This is a genomic window from Tistrella arctica, from assembly GCF_039630945.1.
GTDB lineage: Bacteria > Pseudomonadota > Alphaproteobacteria > Tistrellales > Tistrellaceae > Tistrella > Tistrella bauzanensis.
Genome location: NZ_JBBKTV010000003.1, coordinates 550852 through 575583, shown reverse-complemented (window position 1 = coordinate 575583; position 24732 = coordinate 550852). Strand labels below are relative to the sequence as shown.

Here is a 24732-nt window from a genome sequence, read left to right as displayed (position 1 = left end):
TACCGGTCCGGTCAGCGGCCGGCCGGCACGCTGCCCACCACCACGTCCTCAGCTGTCAGGATCGCGCGGATCACGCCCCTTGAGATTTCCTCGTGGGTCAGCCAGCGATCGAAGCTCAGGCCGTTCATGATCGCGCCCAGCTTGACCGTGCGATAGCGGCACAGCACCGGCCCACCGGCTTCGCGTGACAGCGCCGCGCGGAAGGCCGCGGCGTCGCCGGCGGCACTGCTCAACACATGCACCACCAGACAATCGGGCCGGCCCGCGAGCTGTCGCAACAGCCGGCGCAGCGCCTCCTGGCCGCTGCCATGCATCCAGATCACCACCAGATCCAGCCGGGCGCCCTCGATCGCCGCCTCGATGCCGGTCATGAAGCTGTCGGGTTGCTGCCAGTCGAGATCCAGCGGCACGATCGGCGCCATGCCATCGCCCGGCGACACCGGTCTGTGGCGCAGGCTCAGGCCGGCATGGCGCGACACCGCCAGCACCCGTTCCGAGCGCGTCGCCACCGCGTCCAGCGCCGCGCGCAGCATGCCGGTCGCCCCGATCATCAGCGCCGTGTGGAACCGGATATCCATGACAACAGTCTCCGCGATACCGGCGGCACGCGGGTTGCGCCCGGCTCCTGGCGGATTATGGAGGCAGATGCACAGGTTGAACAACCTCTAAGGCTATATCACACGATCAGGAATGGGCGCGTGCGGCCAGCAGGGGCGCCGCCCTGATCGAGCACCCCTGCCAGGGCATCGCGCGTGGCGGTGAAGGCCGGCGCGCAGGCGGCAAGGGTGGCGGAGAGGCCCGCTGCCGGCACGGTGATCTGCCAGAACCGGCACAGCGGCCAGCGCATGCGGATTGCGGTCGGCGGTCCAGCCGGCGGCCAAGGATGACGGGGGCGTGCATGGGCTTCGGGCCGGCCATGGCATCATCTCCGAAACGACAGCAGGGGCCGGCGGATCATGCCGCCGGCCCCTGCCGTGTCACATGCCCCGGATGTCAGGGCCGTTGGATCCGTGCGGCGATGGGGCTCACTTGCCCGCGCGCGCCACACCCTCCTCGATCAACTGCTTGGCGGTGTCGATATCGCCCCAGCCGGCGATCTTCACCCACTTGCCCTTTTCCAGATCCTTGTACCGGGTGAAGAAATGCTCGATCTGGCGGACCAGAAGCTCGGGCAGGTCGGTATAGGTCTGGACGTTGTCATAGAGCGTGGTGATCTTGGAATGCGGCACGGCCAGGATCTTCTCGTCCATGCCGCTCTCGTCTTCCATCTTCAGCACGCCGATCGGCCGCGCGCGGATCACCGAACCCGGCACGACCGGATAGGGCGTCACCACCATCACGTCGACCGGATCGCCGTCATCGCTGAGAGTGTTGGGGATGAAGCCGTAATTGGCCGGATAGAACATCGGCGTCGCCACGAAGCGGTCGACCAGGATGGCGCCGCTGTCCTTGTCCAGCTCGTACTTCACCGGATCGCTGTTGGCAGGGATCTCGATGACGACATTGATGTCGGCGGGCACCGCGCGGCCGGCGGCGATCTTGGTCACATCCATTGGTCGGGCCTCTTGTCCCCTGTGGTGCGGAAGGTGAGGGCCATGTCCCCGGCGGCGCCATCGGCGATGCCGGGGACATGGCCGTCGCTCACGGCGTTAGATAGCACGATCCGCGGTGCGGCGCGAGACGAGCCAGAGCAGGATCAGCCCTGGAATCGCCGCGATCGTGGTCGCCAGAAAGAAGGCTTCCCAGCCCAGTTCCTGGGCCAGCACGCCCCCGGATGACGACAGCCACGTCCGCGCCACCGCCATGAACGACGACAGCAGCGCATATTGCGTGGCGGTATAAGACACATTGCAAAGGCTTGAGAGATAGGCCACGAACACCGCCGTGCCCATGCCGCCGGCCAGGTTTTCAAACCCGACCACCGCCGCCAGCAGCGCCACATCGGCCCCGGCCTGCGCCTGGACCATGAAGGCCAGATTCGACAGCGCCTGAAGCACGCCGCAGATCCACAAGGCCCGTACGATCCCGACCGTGCCGAGCAGGGTGCCGCCCACCCACAATCCGCCCAGCGTCGCCCAGAAGCCGAACAGCTTCGACACCTCGGCGATCTGGGTCTTGTCGAAGCCGATTTCGATCAGGAACGGGTTGGTCATCACCCCGGCCAGACTGTCGCCGAATTTGTAGAACACGACGAAGGCCAGGATCAGCCAGGCATTGGGCCGGGTGAGAAATTCGGAAAACGGCGAGACCACCGCCGCATGCAGCCAGCCGCCGGCGCGCCCAAGAGCACCGCCGGCGCCCACGCGCCTGAACAGCGCCTGGCCGGCCGCTTCGGCGGCCAAAGCATGGCTGCGGTCCACAACCGGTTCCGGCCCGGCCAGAACCGCGATCACCCCCACGCCCATGGCGATCGCCATCGCGGCATAGGCGGCGAACCAGCCCATGCCATCGGCCACATACAGGGCGCCGGCGCCCGAGACCAGCATGCCCAGGCGATAGCCGAACACCGCCATCGCGGCACCGGCGCCCTGGCGATCGGCGGGCAGGCGTTCCACCCGATAGGCGTCGATCACGATATCCTGTGTGGCCGAGGCAAAGGCCAGCAACAGCGCCCACAGCGCCGTCGTCCACGGGTCGACCGAGGGGTCGGCATGGCCCAACCCCAGCATGGCGCCGATCACCGCCGCCTGCGAGACCAGCAGCCATGACCGGCGATGGCCGAACAGCCGGGCAAGGCCGGGCAGATGCACCCGGTCGACCAGCGGCGCCCACAGGAATTTAAGGGCGTAAGGGGTGCCGACGGCGGCGAACAGGCCGATCGCCGCCTTCGAGATCCCCTGTTCGGCCAGCCGGACACTGAGCGTGCCGAAACTGAGGGCGAGCGGCAGGCCGCTCGCGAACCCCAGGAACAGCATCTGAAGGACACGCGGCTCCAGATAGATCCGCGTGCCATCGACGAACCGGCCCAACCGGCCGCGGGTCTCGCCGCCTGCGCTCATATCCGCCGTCCGTCAGGCTTCAGGGATGGGGAGAGAGGACGGAGATCAGGCGCTGTCGCCGGCACGTGCCGCGCGCTTGCGCTCGTTCGGATCCAGATAGCGCTTGCGCAGCCGGATCGACTTGGGCGTCACCTCGATCAGTTCGTCTTCCTCGATATAGGCGATCGCCTCTTCGAGGCTCATCAGCTTGGGCGGGGTCAGCCGGATGGCATCGTCCTTGCCCGACGAGCGGATGTTGGTGAGCTGCTTGGCCTTCAGCGCGTTCACGTCCAGGTCGTTGCCCCGGTTGTGTTCGCCCACCAGCATGCCGCCATAGATCTTGGTCTGCGGCTCGACGAACAGCATGCCGCGCTCTTCCAGGTTCCACAGCGCATAGGCCACGGCTTCACCGGTCGAATTGGATACCAGCACGCCGTTGCGCCGGCCTTCCATGTCGCCCTTATGGGGGCCGTAATGCGAGAACAGCCGGTTCAGAACGCCGGTGCCGCGGGTATCCGACAGGAACTCGCTGCGATAGCCGATCAGGCCGCGCGACGGCGCCATGAACACGATCCGGGTCTTGCCCCCCCCGGTCGGGGTCATGTCGGTCATCTCGGCCTTGCGCAGGCTCATCTTCTCGACCACGACGCCGGTGTATTCCTCGTCGACGTCGACATGCACCTCTTCGATCGGCTCTTCGAGCTGACCGGTTTCGGCGTTCTCGCGGAACAGCACGCGCGGGCGCGAGATCGACATCTCGAAGCCCTCGCGGCGCATGGTCTCGACCAGCACGCCGAGCTGAAGTTCGCCGCGACCGGCGACTTCATAAGCATCCTTGCTCGGCAGTTCGGTCACGCGGATCGCGACATTGCTTTCCGCTTCGCGGAACAGTCGGTCGCGGATCATGCGCGAGGTGACCTTGTCGCCTTCCTGGCCCGACAGCGGGCTGTCATTGACCGAAATGCTGACCGCCATGGTCGGCGGGTCGATCGGCCGGGCCGCCAGGGGTTCGGTGATCGTGGAGGTGCCGATGGTGTCGGCGACCGTCGCCTTCGACAGGCCCGCGATCGAGACGATGTCGCCGGCTTCCGCCGTATCGACCGACTCGCGCTTCAGCCCGTCGCTGCGCAGGATCTTGGTCAGCCGGGCATCTTCCACCACCGTGCCGTCGCGGCGAAGCGCGCGCACCGGCTGGTTGACCTTGATCACGCCCGACACGATACGGCCGGTGAGCACGCGCCCGATATAGGGGTCGTTCTCGATCATGGTCGCCAGCATGGTGAACGGCGCGTCGCGGTCGACATCGGGCGCCGGCACGTGCTCGACGATCACGTCGAGCAGCGGATGCAGGTTCTCGCCCGAGGTGACGGCGTCGAGCGAGGCCCAGCCTGAGCGGCCCGAGGCATAGACGACGCGGAAATCGAGCTGCTCCTCGTCGGCGCCCAGCGCCGCGAACAGGTCGAAGACCTCGTTGAGCACGGTGTCGGGGCGGGCGTCGGGGCGGTCCATCTTGTTGACCACCACGATCGGCCGCAGGCCCTTGGCCAGCGCCTTGGAGAGCACGAACTTGGTCTGGGGCCGCACGCTTTCGGCCGAATCGACCAGCAGCAGGGCGCCATCCACCATGTCGAGGATCCGCTCGACCTCACCGCCGAAATCGGCGTGGCCGGGGGTGTCGACGATGTTGAGGCGGTAATCCTTCCAGGCGACTGCCGTGCACTTGGCCAGGATGGTGATGCCGCGCTCACGCTCGAGATCGTTCGAGTCCATCGCCCGGTCGGCGAGCTGCTGGTGGGCGCGCACGGCGCCACTCTGCTGGAGCAGGGCGTCGATCAGCGTGGTCTTGCCGTGGTCGACGTGGGCGATGATCGCGAGATTGCGCAGGACGGTCATACGGGTCTGACAAGCCTTGAGAGATGGCGGCGGCACGTCGCGTGCCGCCGTCCGCCCGCGACCGCCCCGGGGGCCAGAATCAGGCCGATTCTGGCTCAGGCCGACCGCTCGACGATGCGGGCGATCGATCCCTGGGGGCGCGGGCCGATTTGGCCGATGATCCCGGCGGCGGCCAAGCCGCCGAGTCGGGCAGACCGCGCGAGATCGAACCCGTGGGTCAGCCCGTAAAGGAAACCGGCCGCATAAAGATCACCGGCGCCGGTGGTGTCGATCACCTCTGGCACCGGGCTCGCGGCCACGGCGACCGGCGCTCCCTCGCGGGGCACGATCACCGAACCATGTTCGCTGCGGGTCAGTGCAGCAATTTCCACCCGCCCCGTCACCGAACGCATCGCCGCGTCGAAGTCGTCGGTCTCCGCAAGCGCGGTGATTTCGGCTTCGTTCGCGAACAGGATGTCGATATGGTCGTCGATAAGCTGGTGGAATTCGCCACGGAAGCGGTCGACGCAGAATTTGTCGGACAGGCTGAACGCCACCCGTGTTCCGCTGCGCCGTGCCGCCCGCATCGCCTTGAGGCAGGCTTCCTTCGCGGGTGCAAGATCCCACAAATAGCCTTCCACGTACAGTATTTCGGCACGGGCGACTTCGTTTTCGTCGACATCGTCGGGCGAGAGGTGAACGCTGGCCCCCAGATAGGTGTTCATGGTCCGCTGTCCGTCGGGCGTGATCAGCACGAAGCAGCGCGCCGTGGGCGGGGCATCGGCGGCCGGCGGCGTGCCATAGGCGACCCCCAACGCCCGGATATCATGCCCGAACACACGGCCGAGCTGATCGTCGGCGACCCGGCCGATGAAGGCTGTCCGAGCGCCGAGAGCCGACAGGCCGGCAATGGTATTGGCCGCCGACCCGCCCGAGCTTTCCACAGCCGGCCCCATCGCCGCATAGATCGCCTCGGCGCGCTCGGCGTCGATCAGCGCCATCGTTCCCTTCACCATCCCCTGATCGGTGAGGAAGGGGTCATCCGTGCGCGCCAGGATATCGACGATGGCATTGCCGAGGCCGAGGACGTGATAGCTTTTTGCGGTCATGGGGGCGGAATTCCCTGGTGGTTGGAGCCGGTGACGGAGACGGCTTGCGCATCCTCAACCACAGGATGCGCAAGCATCGGCGCACAGTATAGACGGCTTTCGCCATCGGTGCGACGCGGGCGCGCGATTTCCGCGGCGCAAACCACAATTGCGGCCTTGTCGGCGGCGTTTGGACAGCGTATCAATCGAACAGGTTTCGCAGGTGCACGCGCCCGCTGTCACGGCCCGGGCGCCGCCTGCGCGAGCCTTTCTGTTTCCCCGCTTTTCCGTCCCCCGGAGACGTTGCGCATCATGGCGCTCATCACCACCACGGTCGGACGCACGCTCGGCAATCTCGACGACGCGCGCATGTGGCGGCCGCTCGCCATCGGCATTTTCGGCTCCGCCGTGCTGATGGGTCTGTTGTGGTGGCTGGCGGTGGGCTGGATCGATGCCACCGGGCTGACCGGCATCTCGTGGCTGGATGCCACGATCTCCTATGCCGGCGATTTCGCCGTGGTGGTCATCTCGGCCTGGCTGTTGTTTGTGCCGATCACCTCGGCGGTGATGGGGATGCTGATCGACGACGTCGCCGACGTGGTCGAGGCACGCAGCTATCCCGGCCTGCCGCCGGCCAAGGGCGCCGGCTTCTGGCCGTCGCTGATCTCAGGACTGCGCTTCGGCCTGTTCGCGCTGTTCCTGAACATCCTGGTTCTGCCGCTCTATTTCGTGCCGGTGCTCAACCTGGTGCTGTTCGTGTGCCTGAACGGCGTGCTGCTCAGCCGGGAATACTTTGAAATGGCGGCGTTGCGCCGGATGAGCCCGGCGGATGCCAAGGCCATGCGTCTGCGCCATCGCAGCCTGTTGTTCATCCACGGGGCGGCGGTGTCGTTCCTGTTCGCGATCCCGTTCGTCAACCTGACCGCGCCGATCATCTCGGCCGCCATCTTCACCCATCTCTTCACCCTGATCAGGGAGCGCGAAGCCCGTGAGCTGCGCCGTCCGTGACGCCCTTCGCAGACACACCCGCCCCACTCGCCCCGGGTATACCGCCCGCCGGTATACCCCCCGTTTCCGGGCCATGATCGCAACCCTGTTCCTGGCCGGCCCCGCCCTTGCCGGCTGCCAGACCACCGGTGTTCCTGATACTGGTATGACCCAGGCGCGCCCGCAGGCGCGTGTCGCCGGCATCACGGCGCCGAAGTCCGGGGGCGTTGCCGGGGTGGGGCTGGACGAGGTGATGGCGCTGGATCAGACCGACATCACCAGCCGCTTCGGACGCCCGGCGCTGGCGCGGCACGAGGGCCGGTCGGTGTTCTGGCGCTATTCCGACAACCGCTGCGCGCTGATCCTGTATTTCCCGGCCAGCGACGCCGCCAATCCGCGCGGTGCCCGGCCCAGCCATGGCGTGGTCCGCTGGTTCGCCGGCCACAGCGCCGCCACTGCCGATGCCGATTGTCTGGCCGGCTTCGATCGCAGCAATCTGGCGGCTCAGCTCTCGCCGACCGGCATCTGAACCGGGGCCGGCAGGGCGGCGGGTGGCGTCTTCAGCTTGTAGCGGCACAGATCCGCCACCATGCAGGCGGGACAATCGGGCTTGCGGGCCTTGCAGACGTAACGCCCATGCAGGATCAGCCAGTGATGGGCATGCAGGCGATAGGCCTTGGGGACTTTACGCTCCAGGGCCTTTTCCACGTCCAGCGGTGTGCGGCCGGGGGCAAGCCCGGTGCGGTTGCCGACCCGGAAGATATGGGTGTCGACCGCGATGGTCGGCTCGCCAAAGGCCACGTTCAGCACCACATTGGCGGTCTTGCGGCCAACGCCGGGCAAGGCTTCCAGCGCCGCCCGGTCGCGCGGCACCTCGCCGCCATGCAGATCGACCAGCAGCCGGCTCAGCGCGATGACGTTCTTCGCCTTGGCATTGAACAGACCGATGGTCTTGATATGCGCCTTCAGCCCGTCCTCACCCAGCGCCAGCATCGCGGCCGGGTTATCGACCTGCTGAAACAGCAGGCGGGTCGCCTTGTTGACCCCCACATCCGTCGCCTGGGCAGACAGAACCACCGCCACCAGCAACTGGTAGACAGTGCCATAGGCAAGCTCGGTCTGCGGCGCCGGATCGGCGGCGGACAGCCTGCGAAAGAATTCCTCGACATCGGCGCGCTTCATGGGATCAGACAATACCGCCGGCGGCCGGTGGTTGGAAGCGCCTGTGGTTGTGACGCATACTTGGCGGCGGCGGGCAACAATCCATATACTGAAGCCATGAGCCAGAACCCGCCCGCGCCGTCCGCACGCCTTGGTGATGTCGTTCCGCCAGTCACCGATCAGCCGCTGATCTTCGATGCGCTGCTGACGCCGCACCGGTCGTTGTCGCATGGCGGGTTCAAATGGGTGATGATCGCGCTGGCGGCGGTGCTGGCACCGATGGGGCTGTATTTCCTCAGCCTGGGCGCCTGGCCGGTCTTCGGCTTCTGCGGGCTGGAACTGCTGCTGGTCTGGCTGGGGTTCCGGTTCAGCTATCGCACCGGTCAGGCCCATGAACGCCTGCGCCTCACCCCCGACAATCTCAGGATCGAGCAGACCGACCATCGCGGCCAGACCCGCGCCCATGAATTCCAGCCCTATTGGCTGCGACTGGAACTGATCGAACCCGATGCCGGCCAGGAAGACGGCTTCGGCCCGCAGGAACTGGCCATCACCAGCCATGGCCGCCGCCTGATCATCGGCCGCTTCCTCACCCCGTCGGAACGCCGCGACTTCGCCCGCGCCCTGGAAGGCGCCCTCCACCGCGCCCGCATGCCCCAACCGACCCGGCAGGTGCTGGCGTGACTGGCGGTGGGGTCAGGCCTGCATGTCGGTCCTGAAAACGCCGCGCCCGGCAGATCAGGCACCCGCACCGTTATAGGCATAATCACCGGAAGCGATCTGACGATCGCGCTCCCGCAATGCGTCGCGCTGCCGACGATCCCGTTCAAGAAGTGCGCGCTTCCACTGCGGGAGCGCTTCATAGAGAGCCCGATTCCGTTCCGCAGTCGCCTGGAGTTCAGTTGACATCGTCTGTCTCCTCCTCTGGATCCCGCCCGGCCCTATATGCTTCCGCCGTCTCAAGGTCAATATATGGGAAGGTCGCGCTCGATCTCGATGGGATCGCTTCCACCGCATCCCATGACAGAGCATAGCCAGCACCATCCTTCCGTGGCCGCCATTCGAACAACCGCTGAAAATTATGAGGGGCTATCCCTACGAAGGGTTCGAACCGCGTCCGCAGTTTATCCTCACACTCGTCGGCCTCGCTTGCAATCAGTTGTCCGTAGAGCCGGGTGGTGAGGCTCTTCGGATAGGGTTCGATATAGACGACCCGGGAAATTCCAGCCGCGAGTATGTGCCGCGCACACATATGGCAGGGGAATGTCGTGCTGTAGAGAACGGCCCGGTCGACGCCGATACCCCGGCGGGCGGCATCGGACAGGGCATGCATTTCCGCATGCACCACACGCCCGAATTCGATCAGATTCGCCAGCCGCGTTTCCTTGAAACCTGTCTTGAGCGGCCCGGTGAGGATCTCAGCCGTGATTTTTTCGGCCGGTTCCTTCAGTTTATGGGCCGTGCCGAGCCATTCGAGAAATTCCGCCACGATCTCGTTGCGCATGATCGCATTCGCGTCATAGCCCAATCGGAAATCACGGCTATCCTCAGCCTCGTCATCACCGTCCCAGAAGATGCCGCCGCCTGAGCGGGGAACGTCATTGCAGCCGCCGGTCAGATAGGTGTCATCGGGCGAGATGATGACCGCGCCAACCTGCCGTGACAGGTCTGCCGACCGCATCGCCGCCGCCCGCGCATGGAACATCCAGTACTCATCGCGTTGTGGCGTCAGGAAAGGGTTGCCGAAAATCAGTTCAACGATGCGCCGTAACGTGTCAGGCAGGGATGGCGTCATCGACACGAAGGCATCGGCCAGTGGAAAGACATCCCGGAGGTTCTGACCAATGTCTGTGCCCGGTCGGCGCTCATCGATCTCAATCAGGCTGACAGCTTTCCTCCGTATAGCGTCATCCACCATGCAGCGCAGGCTGCGCGCGATCTGCCCGGCCAAGAACTCGATCCGCTGGCTGCGCGGCGCATAGGCGGATATGAGGAAGACCGACTCCCCATACACACGGCGCAGAACCGTTGCTTCATGGGGATGCTTCAGAGACCGGATGATGTAGGCCGTGGCGGCCACAGGCGTATTTCCAAGATCAACGATGTCGCTCTGTTCATGATCCTGCGCCCGGCCTGCTTGCTGCCCCTGATGTACTCGTATGCGGCGTGACTTGATATCCGAACAGACCAGCGACATCAGCGCGCCACCATCGCCGGACTCTTTGCGCATCCGATCGCCCTCATTCATCAGGTAAGTCAGGCGCTCAGCTTCATCTGCCCACGGCTGCGCGGCACGACCCGCCCAGGCTGCGATCAGCGCACTGACCCGGATGGCTTCCGTCCTATAGCCGACCCCGGCGAGCGCGCGGGTGAGTTCCGTCTCAACCCGAGCAAGGTCGGTGCCGGCAGCACCAATCAAAGCAAAAAATATTTCCGGGCGCTCAATTTTTGTTTGTATTTCTGAAGCTTTCGCGCCCATTGGCTGCTCTCATATTAACCATTGATCGTTTTATTTTAGAATCATCCTCCATTTACACTCAACATCATTGTTTTACCCGTTCCATAACTCGTCCCCATGCCAGACGACACGTCTACCCTCCCCTTGACCCGCCAGCACCCAGGCGCGATCATCCCCGCCTGTTTCGCAATCCACGCAACCCCCGCTTCATGAGGATCGCGATGTCGCAGAACGCACGCCCGCTGGGTGGTGCGACGCCGTTGGTGACGCGTGGCTTCGGGCCGGCCGATTATGGCTGCCTGGTGCTGCTGGCCGCACTGTGGGGCGGGTCGTTCATGCTCATCAAGACAGCGCTGCCGACCATCGGGCCGCTGACCATCGTGGTCGCGCGGCTGGTGCTGGGGGCGACCGCGCTGTTCATGGTCATGCGGCTGCGCGGGCTGCGCCTGCCCGCAGGGCTCGCGGGCTGGACACCGTTCCTGGTGTTCGGGGCGGTGGGCAATCTGGCGCCGTTCTCGCTGATCGCCTGGGGGCAGCAGCATGTGCCCTCGGCGGTGGCGGCGATCCTGATGGCGGCGATGCCGCTGTTCACGCTGGTGCTGGCGCGGGTGGTGCGGCCGGCCGAGAACCCGGTCACCGCCGGCCGGATCGCCGGCATCGCCCTGGGATTTTCAGGCGTGGTGGTGCTGGTCGGGCCGTCGGCGCTGACCCAGGCGGGGGGCGGCATCGGCGAGATGGCAATCCTGGGAGCGGCGCTGTGCTATGCCATCGCCTCGCTCTATGCCGAGCGGGTGCGTCATGTGCCGCCGCTGGTCTCGGCCACCGCCACCCTCACCTCGGGCGCCATTCTGGCCCTGCCGCTGGCGCTGATGCTGGAACAGCCCTGGACCCGGGCGCCGGCGCTGGACGCGGTGCTGGCGGTCACCCTGCTGGGCGTCGCCTGCACCGGGCTCGCCTATCTGCTGTTCTATCGGCTGATGGCGCGCGGCGGCGCGGTTCTGGTGGCGCTGAACAATTATCTGATCCCGGCATTCGGCGTGATGTGGGGCATGCTGCTGCTGGGCGAGGAACCCAGCCTGAATGCCTTCATCGCCCTTGGGCTGATCCTCTGCGCCATCACCGTCGCCAACCGCCGCAAGCGCTGAACTCGGGCGCCTCAGCGCAGATCCAGAACATCGCGCATGTCATAAAGCCCCGGCGTGCGGCCGGCCACCCAGATCGCCGCCGCCACCGCGCCCCGGGCAAAGGTCTCCCGCGACGAGGCCCGGTGGCCCAGTTCCAGCCGCTCGCCATCGGCGGCGAAGATCACCTGATGGTCGCCGACCACATCGCCGCCCCGCAGCGCCGCCATGCCGATGGCACCACGCCGGCGCGGGCCGGTATCGCCATCGCGGCCGCGATCGGCCACATCATCCAGCGAGACATCGCGGCCGCGCGCCGCCGCGCGCGCCAGTCCCAGTGCCGTGCCGGATGGCGCGTCGATCTTGTGGCGATGATGCATCTCGACGATTTCGATGTCGTAATCGGGCCCCAGCCGTGCCGCCGCCTGTTCAACCAGATGCATCAGCAGCGTCACGCCCAGCGACATGTTGGGCGCATAAACCATCGGCACACCACGCGCCGTCTCGCGCAGCATCGCCTCATCGCCGGCATCAAGGCCGGTGGTGCCGGTGACCAGCGCCTTGCCACGGGCGGCGGCGAGCCGCGCATGGGCCACGGTCGCCTTCGGGCGGGTGAAATCGATCACCACATCGGCCGCGTCGAACAGCGCCGCCGGGTCGTCGCCGACCGGGATCCCCAGCGGGTCCGTGCCCGCGAACCGGCCCAGATCCTGGCCCACCGCCTCATTGCCTCGCGCCTCGGTGCCGCCGGCGATGCGGCAGCCATCGGTGGCGGCGATCGTGGCCAGCAGCATACGTCCCATCCGCCCGGCACAGCCGACCACCCCGATCGCGATCCCGCTCATCTTGCCGTCTCTCCCGCTTGATCCATCATGCCAGCGTCTGGCGAAACATCGCCACGCACGCAAAAAAAGGCGCGAGGTGAGAACCCGCGCCTCGTGTCGCCTGCCCGCCGGTCTGTCCTACCGCATATCGGCGCGCAGCGAAAGCCGCGCGCCGATATCGTGGGCCAGCCGATCGGCCGGTCAATCGGTCAGGTCCGACCACAACTCCTTGACCTTGGCGAAGAAGCCCTCCGATTGCGGGCTCGATGACGAGCCGCCCTCGTCGCCGGCCTGTTCGAATTCCTCCAGCAATTCGCGCTGGCGGGCCGACAGGTTCACCGGGGTCTCGACGGTGATGATCACATACATGTCGCCGCGGGTGCCGCGCCCCTGCACCGCCGGCATGCCTTTCGACCGCAGGCGGAACTGATGGCCCGACTGGGTGCCGGCCGGGATGTTCAGTCGCACCCGCGCGCCTTCCAGCGTCGGCACCTCGACCGTGCCGCCCAGGGTTGCGCGCACCATCGGGATCGGCACCCGGCACGACACGTCGACGCCGTCACGCTGGAACACCGGATGTGGCGCCACCGACAGGAAGATATACAGATCGCCTGGGGGCCCGCCGCGCACGCCGGCATCGCCTTCGCCCGACAGCCGGATGCGCATACCGTCTTCGACGCCGGCCGGAATGTTCACCGACAGGGTCTTGTCGCGGCGCACGCGCCCGGCGCCACCACAGTTGCGGCATGGATCCTTGATCACCCGCCCCACGCCATGGCAGGCCGGGCAGGTGCGTTCGATGGTGAAGAAGCCCTGGGTCGCGCGCACCTTGCCGTGGCCCTGACAGGTCGGGCAGGTGACCGGCTGGGTGCCTTCGGCGGCACCGGATCCGTCGCAGACCTCGCAGGTGGCAGAGGACGGCACGGTGATGTCGGTCTGCTTGCCGTTGAAGGCATCTTCCAGGCTGATATCCAGGTCGAAGCGCATATCGGCGCCGCGCTGGCCACCGCCGCGCTGGCCGCCACCGCGCCCGCCGCCCATGAACTCGCCGAAGATGTCCTCGAACACATCAGCGAAGGACGATCCGAAATCAGAGGCGCCACGCCCACGGCCACCACCGCCCATGCCCGCCTCGAAAGCGGCATGGCCGAACTGGTCATAGGCCTGGCGCTTCCTGGGATCCTTCAGGATCTCATAGGCCTCGTTGATTTCCTTGAAGCGTCGCTCGGCCTCGGCATCCCCCGGATTGCGGTCGGGGTGATACTGCATGGCCAGCTTGCGGAACGCCTTCTTCAGCGCGGCGTCGTCGGCGTCGCGTGCGACACCCAGCATTTCATAGTAATCGGCCTTCGCCATGGTCGTGGACTATACCTTGAGCCGGGACAGCCGCGCCGGGGTGGCGGGCGCCTCTGCCGGAGCCTTCGATCATGGGCTGGGCACGCCGGACCGGACCCCCGCGCACCACCCCCTCAAAACGGCCGCGGGCGACCGGCGCCAGATATGGCACCGACCGCCCGTGGCATCAGGCGTCGGGCCTCAGGCCCGGCCGCCCTTGTCGTCCTTCACTTCCTCGAAATCGGCATCGACCACACCGTCATCGGCCGGGCCCTTGCCGCCGGCGGCGCCGGCACCGGGGCCCTGGGCGCCCTCCTGCTGCTCGCTCGCCTTGTACATGGCCTCACCAAGCTTCATGGCCGCCACCGACAGCGCCTCGGTCTTCTGCTTGATGTCGTCGGCATCGTCGCCGTTCAGCGCGGCCTTGAGCGCGGTCACGGCATCCTCGATCGCCGAACGCTCGTCGGCGCCGATCTTGTCGCCATGCTCGGCCAGGCTCTTCTCGGTCGAATGCACCAGACCGTCGGCGTGGTTGCGGGCCTCGACCAGCTCCTTGCGCTTGCGGTCGTCGGCGGCATTGGCTTCGGCTTCCTTCACCATCCGCTCGATCTCGGCATCCGACAGGCCGCCGGAGGCCTGGATGCGGATCGCCTGTTCCTTGCCGGTCGCCTTGTCCTTGGCCGACACATTGACCAGGCCGTTGGCGTCGATGTCGAAGGTCACCTCGACCTGCGGCACGCCCCGCGGCGCCGGCGGAATGCCGACCAGATCGAACTGGCCCAGCATCTTGTTGTCGGCGGCCATCTCGCGCTCGCCCTGGAAGACCCGGATGGTCACCGCCGTCTGGTTGTCATCGGCGGTGGAGAACACCTGGCTCTTCTTGGTCGGGATGGTGGTGTTGCGCTCGATCAGCTTGGTCATCACGCCGCCCAGCGTCTCGATGCCCAGCGACAGGGGCGTCACGTCGAGCAGCAGAACGTCCTTGACCTCGCCCTTCAGCACGGCGGCCTGGATGGCGGCGCCGATGGCGACCACCTCATCCGGGTTCACGCCGCGATGCGGCTCGCGACCGAAGAACTCCTTCACCTTCTCGATGACCTTGGGCATGCGGGTCTGGCCACCGACCAGCACGACCTCGTCGATCTCGCCGGCGGTCAGGCCCGCATCCTTCAGCGCCTTGCGGCACGGGTCGATGGTCCGGTCGACCAGATCGCCCACCAGCGCTTCCAGCTTGGCGCGGGTCAGCTTGATCGCCAGATGCTTCGGGCCCGACTGATCGGCGGTGATGAAGGGCAGGTTGACCTCGGTCTGCATGCCGCTCGACAGCTCGATCTTGGCCTTCTCGGCGGCTTCCTTCAGCCGCTGAAGCGCCAGACGATCGCCGCGCAGGTCGATGCCGCTCTCCTTCTTGAACTCGTCGGCGAGGTAATCGACGATCCGCATGTCGAAATCTTCGCCGCCAAGGAAGGTATCGCCATTGGTCGACTTCACCTCGAACACGCCATCGCCGATCTCGAGGATCGAGACGTCGAAGGTGCCGCCGCCAAGGTCGTAGACCGCGATGGTCTTGCCGTCGTTCTTCTCAAGCCCATAGGCCAGCGCCGCGGCCGTCGGCTCGTTGATGATGCGCAGCACCTCAAGGCCGGCGATCTTGCCGGCATCCTTGGTCGCCTGACGCTGGCTGTCGTTGAAATAGGCCGGAACGGTGATCACGGCCTGGGTGACGGTCTCGCCCAGATAGGCTTCGGCCGTCTCCTTCATCTTCTTCAGGATCTGCGCGCTGATCTGGCTCGGCGACTGCTTCTTGCCGCGCACCTCGACCCAAGCGTCGCCATTATCCGCCTTGACGATCCGGTAGGGGACCATCTTGGCGTCTTTCTGGGTCGTCGGGTCGTTGAAGGTGCGGCCGATCAGCCGCTTCACCGCGAACACGGTGTTCTCGGGGTTGGTCACCGCCTGGCGCTTCGCCGGCTGGCCGACCAGAATTTCGTCATCTTCGGTGAACGCCACCATCGACGGGGTCGTGCGCGCACCTTCGCTGTTCTCGATCACCTTGGCGTTCTTGCCGTCCATGATGGCGACGCAAGAATTGGTGGTGCCCAGGTCGATGCCGATGACTTTGCTCATGGTTTCGGTCTCTCTCAGGTAGCGGGCGCCGACGGCCCAGACAGAGCGGCGCCGACGGCCCCCCCGTTTCCATGTTGTGAATGGCTGGAAGGGTCCATGCGAGGCGGCGGTCCGATGCCCAACTTCATCCCACCGTCGCGGTCAGGGCGTCATATAGGGGGGCGGAGGCGGGCGCGCAACCATGGGAGGGCCCGAGAAATGCGGCAACCCCGACCGGATGATGATCCACGGCGACATTGAACGCACAGGCTTTGCTGTCGCATGATATATGCGCCTTATGCGGCATATCCGTGGATACCCGTGGACAATTTTTTCCGCAAGTTTATATTTAGGTGAACCCAGGTAAGCGATGAGACGCTGGCGGACGAATCGCTGATCCTCGTGTTCTCAGGAAAATGGCACGCCTTATGGATGTTGAGACAGGTGTTCGCGGCGATCGACGAGGCCGCCTGCAAAGCACAGTCGCGGAAAGCTGCCGGCAAAGTGCCGGAACGCTCTGACATCAGCGCCGATCACATGACAACCCTCATGGAGACATTCTGCGAGATCGGACGGCACAAGCTGCCGAAAACGAACTTCGTTCTGGAAGATCTGCCGACGACCAATCGGATCTATGCGTTCAAGCGCGATCAATTGAGGGTTTACGGCGCCTTCGTGGAGCCATCGGACCATCCACGGACGTTTCTCTGCACGGCCATCGATCCGGGAAAGAAGCGCAACCAGCCGAACAAGGCGATCATCGCTCGCGCGGACCGGCTGATGTCCGATCACCTCGATCTGATACGGGCACGGCTCGTGCCCTCTGACATGCAGGAGTAGACCCACATGTCCCGTCCCCAGCCAACAGGCTTCACCCGCCTCATCCCCCGCGACCGCGATCCGGTCAGTTTCGTGGTCGACACCCAGATCCGGATCGCGCGTCTGATGGAGGCCCGCGGCATGTCCAACAAGGAACTGGCCGACGCGTTGGGGGTTGGCAAATCGCGCGTCAGCAACATGTTCGGCTCTCAGCCCAATCTGACGCTCGAAACCCTGGCGAAGGTATTCCTGGCTCTGGGCGCCGAACTGCCCCGCGTCACCACCGACGAACTCGACGCCCTGCTTGCGGCCGATGAAGCGATCATGCCGCCGGATATGATGGATCGACAGGGGCACTGGCAACCTGTCAGCGAGGATACCGCCCATGATGTGCGGCCGGTGGTATCGACCACGACGCCCGCTGCCAGCACGAAACCGTTGACATCGCGTCGCTCTGGCGCGGGCGCGTCCTGGCTGGTGGCTGCCTGATGGCGGCGGGCAACGCCCGTTCGGATGCCTATGATCATGTTCACCGGCATGCGCAGATCGACGACGTCCTGCTGACCAAGGCGGATATCGAGGCACACGACGCGGCCCGGGCGCTCGTGGCCGACCATCGGCCGAAACTGCGCTTCCTGATCGAACGTCGCGAGCCGCTGGTTGATCTGGACCTCGAAACCGGCATCGCGACCGGGCGCTTCAGCATGTGTGTCACCATCGACGCGCCCAAGGCACTGGTCGAAGATCCCCAGGCAGTATCCACCCCCTCCGCCACAGACGACGCTGTGGATAAAACCCGCATTCTGATCATCGAGGCGGAACACAAGGCGATCTTCTCGAACATACCACACGATGCGGAACCCGACGCCGTCGGCCTGTTCATCGGCCTGGTCGGTAAATTCGCGGTCTATCCCTATTTCCGCAATCTGGTGTCGCAGGCGGCCGGCATGACCCATCTGGATCTGCCGATCCTGCCGGTGCTGCGCGATCCTCAGGACCGCCCGGACCGGCCACACCAGCCAGCCCCGGCCGCCGACACCACAACCGCGCCGACCAAACCCCGAAAACGCCGCAAGCCCGCTGAAGCCGCCAACAAGGATTGACGGCCTTAGCGGGCTTGAACGGGTCAGGTGAACGTCGGTGGTCAGGCCGAGGTATCGACCCGGCTGCCGGGGTTGGCGTCACCGGCGGGGGCGGCGCCCTCTTTCGGCCCGCCGCGCGACACCGACACCATCGCCGGGCGCAGCAGGCGATCGGCGATGACATAGCCGGTCTGCAGCACCTGCACCACGGTGCCCGACGGCTTCGTCTTGTCCTCGACCTCCATCATCGCCTGATGCAGCTTGCTGTCGAAGCGCTCGCCGGCCGGATCGACCCGGCGGATGCCATGGGTTTCCAGCGTCTGGCGGAAGCTCTGCAAGGTCATGTCGATGCCCTGGGCCAACTGGTCGACCAGCGGGTCGGCGCCGCGCTTGTCGGCCGGCACCGCCAGCGCCGCGCGTTCCAGATTGTCCGACACCGACAGCACGTCGCGGGCGAAGCGGGTGACGGCGTATTTGCCGGCATCCTCAACCTCGCGCTGGGCACGCCGGCGCAGGTTTTCCATATCGGCCAGCGTGCGCAGATGCTGGTCGCGGGCCTGGGCCAGCTCGGCCTCCAGCGCCGCGATCCGGGCCTCCGGCGCCTCGGCGGCTTCGGTCTCCGGCATCTCGGGCGCCTCGGCGCCGGTGATTTCGGCGGCCTCGGGGGCCTGCTTCTGGTCACTCATCTCGAACCTGCTCCATCATCGTTCAGTCGAACCCACGGCCCGGGCTGCTCTTGAAGGCTGTGGCCCGCCCCGGCCGCGCTCCGCGAAAGGCGGATCCCCCGGCATGTCCGGCCGCGATCCGCGCGCTCCTTGTGGCCACGCATCCCGTGGCCCGCCCGCCTCAACCGATCAGTCGCCCGATCAGCTTGGCGGTATAATCCACCACCGGCACGATCCGGGCGTAATTCACCCGGGTCGGGCCGATCACCCCGATAGCACCGACATAGCGCCGGTTCTGGTCGGTCAGGGGGGCCGCGATCACCGAACAGCCGCTCAGGCCGAACAATGCGCTTTCCGCCCCGATGAAGATCTGCACCCCCTCGGCACGCTGGCTTTCATTCAGCAGCCGCAGGATGTCCTTCTTGGTCTCCAGCGCCTCCATCAGCCGCCGGATACGTTCCAGATCCGACAGGGCCGACACGTTCTCCAGCAGCCGCGACCGGCCGCTCACGATCAGCAATCCGTCATCATGGCCCCCCGACCAGGTCGCCAGGCCCTGTTCCACCACCTTGGCGGTCAACTGGTCGATCTCGGCGGCGTTACGGGCGATCTCGCTGTCGATCAGAACGCGTGCGTCTTCCACCGTGCGGCCGCGCAGCCGCGCGCTCAGATAATTGCCGGCCTCGATCAGCTTCGATGGCGGCAGACCCGGTGGCAGCGGCATCACCCGGTTCTCGACCACGCCGTTCTCGTCGACCAGGATCACCAGTGCCCGGTTGTCCGACAGCGGCACGAATTCCACATGCTTCAGCCCGGCCTCGCTCTTGGGCGCGATCACCAGCCCCACGCAGCGCGACATCTCGGCGACCACGCCGCTGGCCTCGGTCAGAACCTGCGAGACGCTGCGGCCGGCGCCGGCGCACTGGGCATCGATGGTGCGGCGCTCGTCATCCGACAGGTCACCCACTTCCAGCAGCCCGTCGACGAACAGCCGCAACCCCATCTCGGTCGGCAGCCGCCCGGCGGAAATATGGGGCGCGTAAAGCAGCCCGCTTTCCTCAAGATCGGCCATGACATTGCGGATGGTGGCGGAGGACAGATTGCTGCCCAGCCGCCGCGCGATGGTGCGCGAGGCCACCGGTTCGCCGGTCTCGACGAAGGCATCCACCACGTGGCGGAAGACCTCACGCGAGCGTTCGTTCATCTGCTGGAAGGCACGCGGCGGCCCGCCCAGGCCTTCGAGCGCTTCGAGTGCCTGCCGGTCGATCGTCTCGCGATCCCCCGTGCCACGTGCCATGCCAACCCGTCCCGTCCTGTCCGCGTGCCAAGCCCGATGGCGGCCGTCCGCCATCGTCGGCGCGATATCGGCGTCGCCGCTATGTAGGAACCATGCCGCACAGCGTCAACGCCCACAATATCGGCCACCACACCGCCCCGATCCGGAATGATAGCCAGTTTCGCCACGGGCGTGTCGAATATCCCCGGTCGCCCCGTCACGACGGCGCGCCCCCTGTCATTGCAACCCCGGCGTCGAGCGCGTAGTTTTCCCGATCGGAGGCGGCGGTGCCGTTCATCCGCCCGCTCCCTCTCCCCACCGTCCAGGGCAGGTGCCCGTGCATCGCCCCGCTGCCGAGGCCCAGAACCCCATGCGCGAACTTCCCATGCGCCTTTCCGGTCGTGCCGCCGACGCGCTGCGCGTCATCCGCTTCGAACCCATGGTCAACAAATATGCCGAGGGCTCGTGTCTGGTTCATTTCGGCGACACCAAGGTTCTGGTGACGGCGAGCGTGGAAGAGAAGGTGCCGCCCTTCCTGCGCAACACCGGCAAGGGCTGGGTCACCGCCGAATACGGCATGCTGCCCCGCGCCACCCACAGCCGCACCGACCGCGAGGCGGCCAAGGGCAAGCAGCAGGGCCGCACCGTTGAAATCCAGCGCCTGATCGGCCGCAGCCTGCGCGCGGTGGTCGACATGCAGAAGCTGGGCGAGCGTCAGGTCCGCGTCGATGCCGACGTGATCCAGGCCGATGGCGGCACCCGCACCGCATCGATCACCGGCGGCTATGTGGCGCTGTGGCTGGCGCTTCAGAAGCTGGTCGCCAGCCGCGATCTGGCCGAGCACCCGATCACCCGCGCGGTCGCCGCCATCTCCTGCGGTCTGGTCGATGGCGAGGCGGTGCTGGATCTGGATTACGAGGAAGACAGCCGCGCCGAGGCCGATGCCAATTTCGTGCTGGCCGAAGGTGGCGGCATCGTCGAGGTGCAGGCCACCGCCGAGGCCGATCCATTCTCGCCCGCCCAGTTCCGCCGTCTGGTCGAACTGGCCGAGATCGGCACCGCCCGCCTGTTCGAGATGCAGAAGGAAGCGATCCTGGCGGCCATGGCCGGCCGGACCGACTTCGCCACCCCGCCGCCGCTGCCGCCCTCGCAGCAGCCCCAGAACCAGCGCAAATCGCAGGATCGCGGCGGTCGCGGCGGCCAGGGGCGTGGCGGCAATCACGGTGGCGGCAATCGGAGTGGTGGTGGCGGCGGCGATCGCAGCCAGCAGAACAACCAGCCCGGCAAGCCGCTGGGGACGCTGGGCGATGCGCTTGCCGCCGCCGCCCGCAAGGATCGCTGAGACCGGATGCCCGTTCAGGATGCCGAACCGATGACTGATGCCCGCACACACCGCCGCCTGACCGAACCGCGTCTGGTCATCGCCAGCCACAACCATGGCAAGGTGGTGGAAATCCGGGCATTGATGGCGCCGTTCGGCATCGATGTGGTCTCGGCCGGCGATCTGGGCCTGCCGGAACCGGATGAGACCGGGCTGACCTTCATCGACAATGCCGTACTCAAGGCCCGTGCCTCGGCCGAGGCATCGGGCCTGCCGGCGCTGGCCGATGACAGCGGCATGACGGTCGCGGCACTCGACGGCGCGCCCGGCATCTATTCCGCCCGCTGGGCCGGTCCGTCGAAGGATTTCGGCGCGGCCATGGAGCTGGTGCGCACGCGGATGGGCGACAATCCCGACCGCAGCGCCGCCTTTGTCTGCGCGCTCGCCATCGCCTGGCCCGACGGCCATATCGAGACCTTCGAAGGCGTCATCGGCGGCCATCTGGAATTCCCGCCGCGCGGCGATTTCGGCTTCGGCTATGATCCGATTTTCGTGCCCGAGGGCGAGACCCGCAGCTTCGGCGAGTTTCCGCCCGAGGAAAAGCACCGGATCAGCCACCGGGCGCGGGCCTTCAACGATCTGGTGCGCGCCTGCCTGGATGGCGCTGGCGGGGCGTGACCTGATGACCGAACCGCTGGCGCTGTATGTCCACTGGCCGTTCTGCGTGTCGAAATGCCCGTATTGCGACTTCAACAGCCATGTCCGCGCGCGCATCGACGGCCCGCGCTGGGAACGCGCCCTGCTGACCGAGCTTGAGGACGAGGCCGCCCGGCTGGGCCCGCGGCCGCTGGGCTCGATCTTCTTCGGCGGTGGCACGCCCTCGCTGATGGACCCGGCCACCACCGCCCGGATCATCGAGCGCGCCCGCGCCCTGTTCCCCACCGACGGCGCGCCCGAAATCAGCCTGGAGGCCAATCCGACCACGGTGGAGGCGGCGAAGCTGGCCGATTTCCGCGCCGCGGGAGTCGAGCGGCTGTCGATCGGCGTGCAGGCGCTGGACGATGCGTCGCTGGCCGCGCTGGGCCGCGCCCATGGCGTGGCCGAGGCGCTGGACGCGATCGGCAATGCCCGCAGCATCTTTCCCCGGATGTCGTTCGACCTGATCTATGCCCGCCCCGACCAGACCATGGCCGGCTGGATGGCCGAACTCGACCGGGCGCTCGATCTGGCCGCCGACCATCTGTCGCTGTATCAGCTGACCATCGAGCCGGGCACCGCCTTTCACACCCGCCATGCCCGGGGCGAGTTGGTCCTGCCGGAAGACGACGCCGCGGCCGATCTGTTCGAGGCCACGAACCACCGGCTGGCGCAAGCCGGCATGCCGGCCTATGAGGTGTCGAACCACGCCCGGCCGGGGGCCGAATGCCGCCACAACCTCGCCTATTGGACCTATGCCGATTATGCCGGCATCGGCCCCGGCGCTCATGGCCGGGTGCCCACCGGCCCCGGAGGCGCGCGTGAGGCGACCCGCCGCGCGCGGGCGCCCGAGACCTGGCTGGATCTGGTCGACAGCCATGGCCATGGCCGTGACGAGGCGGTGGTTGTGGGGCCGGCACGGGCGGCCGAAGAGGCGCTGATGATGGGGCTCAGGCTGGATGCGGGCATCGACCCGGCGGTCTTCGCCCGCCGCACCGGGCTGACACTCGATCAGGTGGTCGACCGCCGGCGGCTGGATCAGGCCATCGAGGGCGGCTTCGTTCAGAACCGCGCCGACCGGCTGGCCGCCACGCCATCCGGGCGGCTGGTGCTGGGCACCCTCACCGCCCACCTGCTTGCCGACGATCTCGACGCGCGCTTTCCCGACTGAGACCTGAAACCAACTGAGAACCGAACACGGTACCGGCCCGGCCGCCTCAGCGCGCCGGTGCCAGACCAGTCGGTGCCAGACCAGTCGGTGCCGCACCACTTGCCGACGGAGCGACACTGCCGGTTGCGGGCGTGGTGCCGGTGGGTGCGACGCTGCCATCCGGCACCGCCGGAGTGGCCGGGGTGGCAGGGGCCGTGGGGGCTGCCAGCGGGTTGGAGCGGATCACCCCCTCACCCGGCCGGGCGCCGGCGGTGAAGCGGTCGGCCGCCGGGTCGAGCAGATCGGCGCCGGTGGCGGCGACACCATAAATCGCCAGCGCATGTTCGGCGCCGCCGCGGGTGTCGAAACGGAACAGGCCGTTGACGCCGGCGAAACCGTCGGGGCTGTCGAGTTCGTGGGCAAGCTGGCCCTTGCGGCCCAGCACCGCCGCCAGGGCGGTCGCGTCATAGGCAAGGCCGGCAAGCGCCGGCGGCGTTGCGCCGAACAGGGCGCTGAAACGGCGGGCAAAGGTTTCCCAGGCCGCGCGGTCGGGGGCGGCGAACCAGGCTCCCTGAAGATTCTGGTCGCGGCCGACCGGCTGGTTCTGCCACAAGGCGGTGCCCAGAATCTGCACCTCGCCCTGATCGATGCTGTAATAGGGCAGCAGGCTGGCGATGGCACGCAGCCTTTCCCCCGCCTCAGCCAGCAGCAGGCTGTCGAAAGGCGGTTGCGGCTGGCCGCCCGACAGGCGCTTCACCGCATCCTGCGCATCGCTGCCGGGATCGGAATAGCGGGCGATGTCGATCAACTCGGCGCCGGTGCGGGTGACGGCCCGGCGATAGCTTTCGGCCAGCCGGTCGCCATAGGGGCCATAAGGCAGCAGGGCCGCGAAGCGGGTCTTGCCATGCTGGACCGCGAAATCCACCACCCGTTCCACCTGCACCTCGGGCGCCAGCCCGATCAGGTGCACGCCCGGGCGCAGCGCGCCGGTGTCGTTGGAGAACGCGATCACCGGCACCTCACGCGGGCGGGCGACATCGGCGACCGCCGGCACGTTGCGGCCATAGATCGGCCCCAGGATCACGGTCGCGGCCTGGGTCTCGATCAGATCACGGGCAGCGGCGGCGCTTTGTGGCGGCTCGGCACCGCTGTCACGCGGCAGCAGCACCACGTCATCGGCCTTCACATCCGACAGCGCCAGCGTCGCCGCATCGATCATCGCCTGACCGAAACCCGCCTGCGGCCCCGACATCGGCACCAGCAGGCCCACGCGCAGCGCCTGGGGCGGCAGGTCCAGCGGGCTTGGCGGGGCCACGGGCCCGACCGGCTGTTCCGGCAGCACCGTGATCGGCGCCGTGGGCTGCGGCGCTTGTGCCGGAGGGGCCGGCGGCTCTACCTTGGCAGTCTGACAGGCGGCCAGAACCAGCAGGGCCGCAAGAGGCAAGAGACGCAATGACGACGCGCGTGAGCGACGAAGCAGATGACGAAGCAGGCCACCACCAGCCCGGACAGGCCGGTGTGGCGGAGCGACAGAATCCTGAGGGTCCAGAGGGGCCTGAAGGTCTTGGTGCCGATGGGCGGTCATCACAGGATCGGATCTCATCAGATGTCGTTGCGGCAGGGGCCGACGCGGCCGGAACCGGCCCGGCGCGACCGGTTGCGCCAGAGGCGTCCGGTGGGCCTGCGGCCGACGACGATGATGCGGAGGCGGCAGACCCTGCAACCCCCGACGGCGACCAGAGTAACGGCAGCCCCCTGCCGAGACAACACGCCCTGCATGGCAACCGTGGGGC

24 protein-coding genes and 1 pseudogene are annotated in these 24732 nt (G+C 67.0%); 10 read left to right on the top strand and 15 right to left on the bottom strand.

Going from position 1 to position 24732, the window contains the following annotated elements:
* Window positions 1-11: 11 nt before the first annotated feature.
* The 6 genes from WG924_RS09515 to WG924_RS09490 all read right to left on the bottom strand — a co-directional run bounded on the left by WG924_RS09515 (window position 12) and on the right by WG924_RS09490 (window position 5959).
* Window positions 12-578 carry a Rossmann-fold NAD(P)-binding domain-containing protein gene (locus WG924_RS09515; RefSeq protein WP_345932765.1) on the bottom strand — a complete coding sequence of 189 codons (567 nt, stop codon included), beginning with the start codon at window positions 576-578 and terminating at the stop codon, window positions 12-14.
* Window positions 579-676: 98 nt separating this feature from the next.
* On the bottom strand, window positions 677-847 hold the full coding sequence (locus tag WG924_RS09510) for a hypothetical protein (RefSeq protein ID WP_345932764.1): 171 nt from the start codon (window positions 845-847) through the stop codon (window positions 677-679).
* Between the two features lie 178 nt (window positions 848-1025).
* Complete coding sequence (gene ppa / locus WG924_RS09505) at window positions 1026-1553, bottom strand: inorganic diphosphatase (protein WP_345932763.1); 528 nt, start codon at window positions 1551-1553, stop codon at window positions 1026-1028.
* 96 nt (window positions 1554-1649) lie between these two features.
* A complete protein-coding gene (locus WG924_RS09500) occupies window positions 1650-2999 on the bottom strand; it encodes an AmpG family muropeptide MFS transporter (RefSeq protein ID WP_188582278.1) in 1350 nt (449 codons plus the stop codon).
* A gap of 45 nt (window positions 3000-3044) precedes the next feature.
* Window positions 3045-4871 carry a translational GTPase TypA gene (gene typA, locus WG924_RS09495; protein ID WP_345932761.1) on the bottom strand — a complete coding sequence of 609 codons (1827 nt, stop codon included), beginning with the start codon at window positions 4869-4871 and terminating at the stop codon, window positions 3045-3047.
* Between the two features lie 95 nt (window positions 4872-4966).
* On the bottom strand, window positions 4967-5959 hold the full coding sequence (locus WG924_RS09490; RefSeq protein ID WP_345932760.1) for an adenosine kinase: 993 nt from the start codon (window positions 5957-5959) through the stop codon (window positions 4967-4969).
* A 291-nt stretch (window positions 5960-6250) separates the two neighbouring features.
* Between WG924_RS09490 and WG924_RS09485 the strand changes: the two genes are divergently transcribed.
* Together WG924_RS09485 and WG924_RS09480 are read left to right on the top strand one after the other, a co-directional pair.
* Window positions 6251-6946 (top strand): EI24 domain-containing protein, encoded by a 696-nt coding sequence (locus tag WG924_RS09485; RefSeq protein WP_345932759.1) that lies wholly within the window; start codon window positions 6251-6253, stop codon window positions 6944-6946.
* Between the two features lie 73 nt (window positions 6947-7019).
* Window positions 7020-7454: a hypothetical protein gene (locus WG924_RS09480; RefSeq protein WP_345932758.1), complete on the top strand. Its 435-nt coding sequence runs from the start codon at window positions 7020-7022 to the stop codon at window positions 7452-7454.
* Here WG924_RS09480 and nth read toward each other — a convergent pair.
* The gene (gene nth, locus WG924_RS09475; RefSeq protein WP_345932757.1) at window positions 7430-8107 is read right to left on the bottom strand and encodes an endonuclease III; all 678 of its coding nucleotides are present in this window, start codon (window positions 8105-8107) and stop codon (window positions 7430-7432) included. The two genes, WG924_RS09480 and nth, sit on opposite strands and share 25 nt — an antisense overlap.
* Before the next feature lie 96 nt (window positions 8108-8203).
* On the opposite strand from nth, the gene WG924_RS09470 reads away from it, so the two are divergent.
* The gene (locus WG924_RS09470) at window positions 8204-8770 is read left to right on the top strand and encodes a DUF2244 domain-containing protein (RefSeq protein ID WP_345932756.1); all 567 of its coding nucleotides are present in this window, start codon (window positions 8204-8206) and stop codon (window positions 8768-8770) included.
* A 54-nt stretch (window positions 8771-8824) separates the two neighbouring features.
* Here WG924_RS09470 and WG924_RS09465 read toward each other — a convergent pair whose 3' ends face one another.
* Together WG924_RS09465 and WG924_RS09460 are read right to left on the bottom strand one after the other, a co-directional pair.
* Window positions 8825-8995 (bottom strand): hypothetical protein, encoded by a 171-nt coding sequence (locus tag WG924_RS09465; RefSeq protein WP_345932755.1) that lies wholly within the window; start codon window positions 8993-8995, stop codon window positions 8825-8827.
* Window positions 8985-10565: an anti-phage dCTP deaminase gene (locus WG924_RS09460; RefSeq protein ID WP_345932754.1), complete on the bottom strand. Its 1581-nt coding sequence runs from the start codon at window positions 10563-10565 to the stop codon at window positions 8985-8987. Before WG924_RS09460 ends, WG924_RS09465 begins: the two co-directional genes overlap by 11 nt.
* Before the next feature lie 200 nt (window positions 10566-10765).
* On the opposite strand from WG924_RS09460, the gene WG924_RS09455 reads away from it, so the two are divergent.
* Complete coding sequence (locus WG924_RS09455; protein ID WP_345932753.1) at window positions 10766-11689, top strand: DMT family transporter; 924 nt, start codon at window positions 10766-10768, stop codon at window positions 11687-11689.
* 11 nt (window positions 11690-11700) lie between these two features.
* Here WG924_RS09455 and dapB read toward each other — a convergent pair whose 3' ends face one another.
* The 3 genes from dapB to dnaK all read right to left on the bottom strand — a co-directional run bounded on the left by dapB (window position 11701) and on the right by dnaK (window position 15951).
* Entirely contained in the window at window positions 11701-12501 is an 801-nt protein-coding gene (dapB, locus tag WG924_RS09450) for a 4-hydroxy-tetrahydrodipicolinate reductase (RefSeq protein ID WP_345932816.1), read from the bottom strand.
* A gap of 189 nt (window positions 12502-12690) precedes the next feature.
* Complete coding sequence (gene dnaJ, locus WG924_RS09445) at window positions 12691-13845, bottom strand: molecular chaperone DnaJ (protein WP_345932752.1); 1155 nt, start codon at window positions 13843-13845, stop codon at window positions 12691-12693.
* 180 nt (window positions 13846-14025) lie between these two features.
* The gene (gene dnaK / locus WG924_RS09440) at window positions 14026-15951 is read right to left on the bottom strand and encodes a molecular chaperone DnaK (RefSeq protein WP_345932751.1); all 1926 of its coding nucleotides are present in this window, start codon (window positions 15949-15951) and stop codon (window positions 14026-14028) included.
* Between the two features lie 423 nt (window positions 15952-16374).
* On the opposite strand from dnaK, the gene WG924_RS09435 reads away from it, so the two are divergent.
* From WG924_RS09435 to WG924_RS09425, 3 genes are read left to right on the top strand one after another with little or no spacing between them, the layout of a single operon-like run.
* Window positions 16375-16770: a hypothetical protein gene (locus WG924_RS09435; RefSeq protein ID WP_345932750.1), complete on the top strand. Its 396-nt coding sequence runs from the start codon at window positions 16375-16377 to the stop codon at window positions 16768-16770.
* A gap of 6 nt (window positions 16771-16776) precedes the next feature.
* Window positions 16777-17238, top strand: a complete 462-nt coding sequence (locus WG924_RS09430) for a helix-turn-helix domain-containing protein (protein WP_345932749.1) — start codon at window positions 16777-16779, stop codon at window positions 17236-17238.
* A complete protein-coding gene (locus tag WG924_RS09425; protein ID WP_345932748.1) occupies window positions 17238-17852 on the top strand; it encodes a hypothetical protein in 615 nt (204 codons plus the stop codon). Before WG924_RS09430 ends, WG924_RS09425 begins: the two co-directional genes overlap by 1 nt.
* A 41-nt stretch (window positions 17853-17893) precedes the next feature.
* On the opposite strand, the gene grpE is transcribed toward WG924_RS09425, so the two are convergent.
* The gene (gene grpE / locus WG924_RS09420) at window positions 17894-18517 is read right to left on the bottom strand and encodes a nucleotide exchange factor GrpE (protein WP_345932747.1); all 624 of its coding nucleotides are present in this window, start codon (window positions 18515-18517) and stop codon (window positions 17894-17896) included.
* Window positions 18518-18677: 160 nt separating this feature from the next.
* Window positions 18678-19793, bottom strand: a complete 1116-nt coding sequence (gene hrcA, locus WG924_RS09415) for a heat-inducible transcriptional repressor HrcA (RefSeq protein WP_345932746.1) — start codon at window positions 19791-19793, stop codon at window positions 18678-18680.
* 364 nt (window positions 19794-20157) lie between these two features.
* Here hrcA and rph point away from each other — a divergent pair.
* The 3 genes and pseudogenes from rph to hemW form a co-directional block, all read left to right on the top strand.
* Window positions 20158-20865, top strand: a pseudogene (rph, locus tag WG924_RS09410) (ribonuclease PH); the annotation flags it as partial.
* A 279-nt stretch (window positions 20866-21144) separates the two neighbouring features.
* Window positions 21145-21771: an RdgB/HAM1 family non-canonical purine NTP pyrophosphatase gene (rdgB, locus tag WG924_RS09405; RefSeq protein ID WP_345932745.1), complete on the top strand. Its 627-nt coding sequence runs from the start codon at window positions 21145-21147 to the stop codon at window positions 21769-21771.
* Window positions 21772-21775: 4 nt separating this feature from the next.
* A complete protein-coding gene (gene hemW / locus WG924_RS09400; RefSeq protein WP_345932744.1) occupies window positions 21776-22960 on the top strand; it encodes a radical SAM family heme chaperone HemW in 1185 nt (394 codons plus the stop codon).
* Between the two features lie 46 nt (window positions 22961-23006).
* Here the strand turns inward: hemW and WG924_RS09395 are convergent, their stop codons facing one another.
* On the bottom strand, window positions 23007-24254 hold the full coding sequence (locus WG924_RS09395) for a penicillin-binding protein activator (protein ID WP_345932743.1): 1248 nt from the start codon (window positions 24252-24254) through the stop codon (window positions 23007-23009).
* Between the last annotated feature and the right edge of the window lie 478 nt (window positions 24255-24732).

Excerpts from the sequence above, each read along its gene's own strand:
- hrcA (WP_345932746.1), bottom strand. The coding sequence starts at position 19,793 with ATGGCACGTGGCACGGGGGATCGCGAGACGATCGACCGGCAGGCACTC.
- WG924_RS09500 (WP_188582278.1), bottom strand. The coding sequence starts at position 2,999 with ATGAGCGCAGGCGGCGAGACCCGCGGCCGGTTGGGCCGGTTCGTCGAT.
- WG924_RS09455 (WP_345932753.1), top strand. The coding sequence starts at position 10,766 with ATGTCGCAGAACGCACGCCCGCTGGGTGGTGCGACGCCGTTGGTGACG.
- grpE (WP_345932747.1), bottom strand. The coding sequence starts at position 18,517 with ATGAGTGACCAGAAGCAGGCCCCCGAGGCCGCCGAAATCACCGGCGCC.
- WG924_RS09460 (WP_345932754.1), bottom strand. The coding sequence starts at position 10,565 with ATGGGCGCGAAAGCTTCAGAAATACAAACAAAAATTGAGCGCCCGGAA.
- WG924_RS09470 (WP_345932756.1), top strand. The coding sequence starts at position 8,204 with ATGAGCCAGAACCCGCCCGCGCCGTCCGCACGCCTTGGTGATGTCGTT.
- WG924_RS09510 (WP_345932764.1), bottom strand. The coding sequence starts at position 847 with ATGCGCTGGCCGCTGTGCCGGTTCTGGCAGATCACCGTGCCGGCAGCG.
- WG924_RS09465 (WP_345932755.1), bottom strand. The coding sequence starts at position 8,995 with ATGTCAACTGAACTCCAGGCGACTGCGGAACGGAATCGGGCTCTCTAT.
- dnaK (WP_345932751.1), bottom strand. The coding sequence starts at position 15,951 with ATGAGCAAAGTCATCGGCATCGACCTGGGCACCACCAATTCTTGCGTC.
- WG924_RS09430 (WP_345932749.1), top strand. The coding sequence starts at position 16,777 with ATGTCCCGTCCCCAGCCAACAGGCTTCACCCGCCTCATCCCCCGCGAC.
- hemW (WP_345932744.1), top strand. The coding sequence starts at position 21,776 with ATGACCGAACCGCTGGCGCTGTATGTCCACTGGCCGTTCTGCGTGTCG.
- WG924_RS09485 (WP_345932759.1), top strand. The coding sequence starts at position 6,251 with ATGGCGCTCATCACCACCACGGTCGGACGCACGCTCGGCAATCTCGAC.
- WG924_RS09515 (WP_345932765.1), bottom strand. The coding sequence starts at position 578 with ATGGATATCCGGTTCCACACGGCGCTGATGATCGGGGCGACCGGCATG.
- typA (WP_345932761.1), bottom strand. The coding sequence starts at position 4,871 with ATGACCGTCCTGCGCAATCTCGCGATCATCGCCCACGTCGACCACGGC.
- rdgB (WP_345932745.1), top strand. The coding sequence starts at position 21,145 with ATGACTGATGCCCGCACACACCGCCGCCTGACCGAACCGCGTCTGGTC.
- WG924_RS09425 (WP_345932748.1), top strand. The coding sequence starts at position 17,238 with ATGGCGGCGGGCAACGCCCGTTCGGATGCCTATGATCATGTTCACCGG.
- ppa (WP_345932763.1), bottom strand. The coding sequence starts at position 1,553 with ATGGATGTGACCAAGATCGCCGCCGGCCGCGCGGTGCCCGCCGACATC.
- nth (WP_345932757.1), bottom strand. The coding sequence starts at position 8,107 with ATGAAGCGCGCCGATGTCGAGGAATTCTTTCGCAGGCTGTCCGCCGCC.
- WG924_RS09480 (WP_345932758.1), top strand. The coding sequence starts at position 7,020 with ATGATCGCAACCCTGTTCCTGGCCGGCCCCGCCCTTGCCGGCTGCCAG.
- dnaJ (WP_345932752.1), bottom strand. The coding sequence starts at position 13,845 with ATGGCGAAGGCCGATTACTATGAAATGCTGGGTGTCGCACGCGACGCC.
- WG924_RS09490 (WP_345932760.1), bottom strand. The coding sequence starts at position 5,959 with ATGACCGCAAAAAGCTATCACGTCCTCGGCCTCGGCAATGCCATCGTC.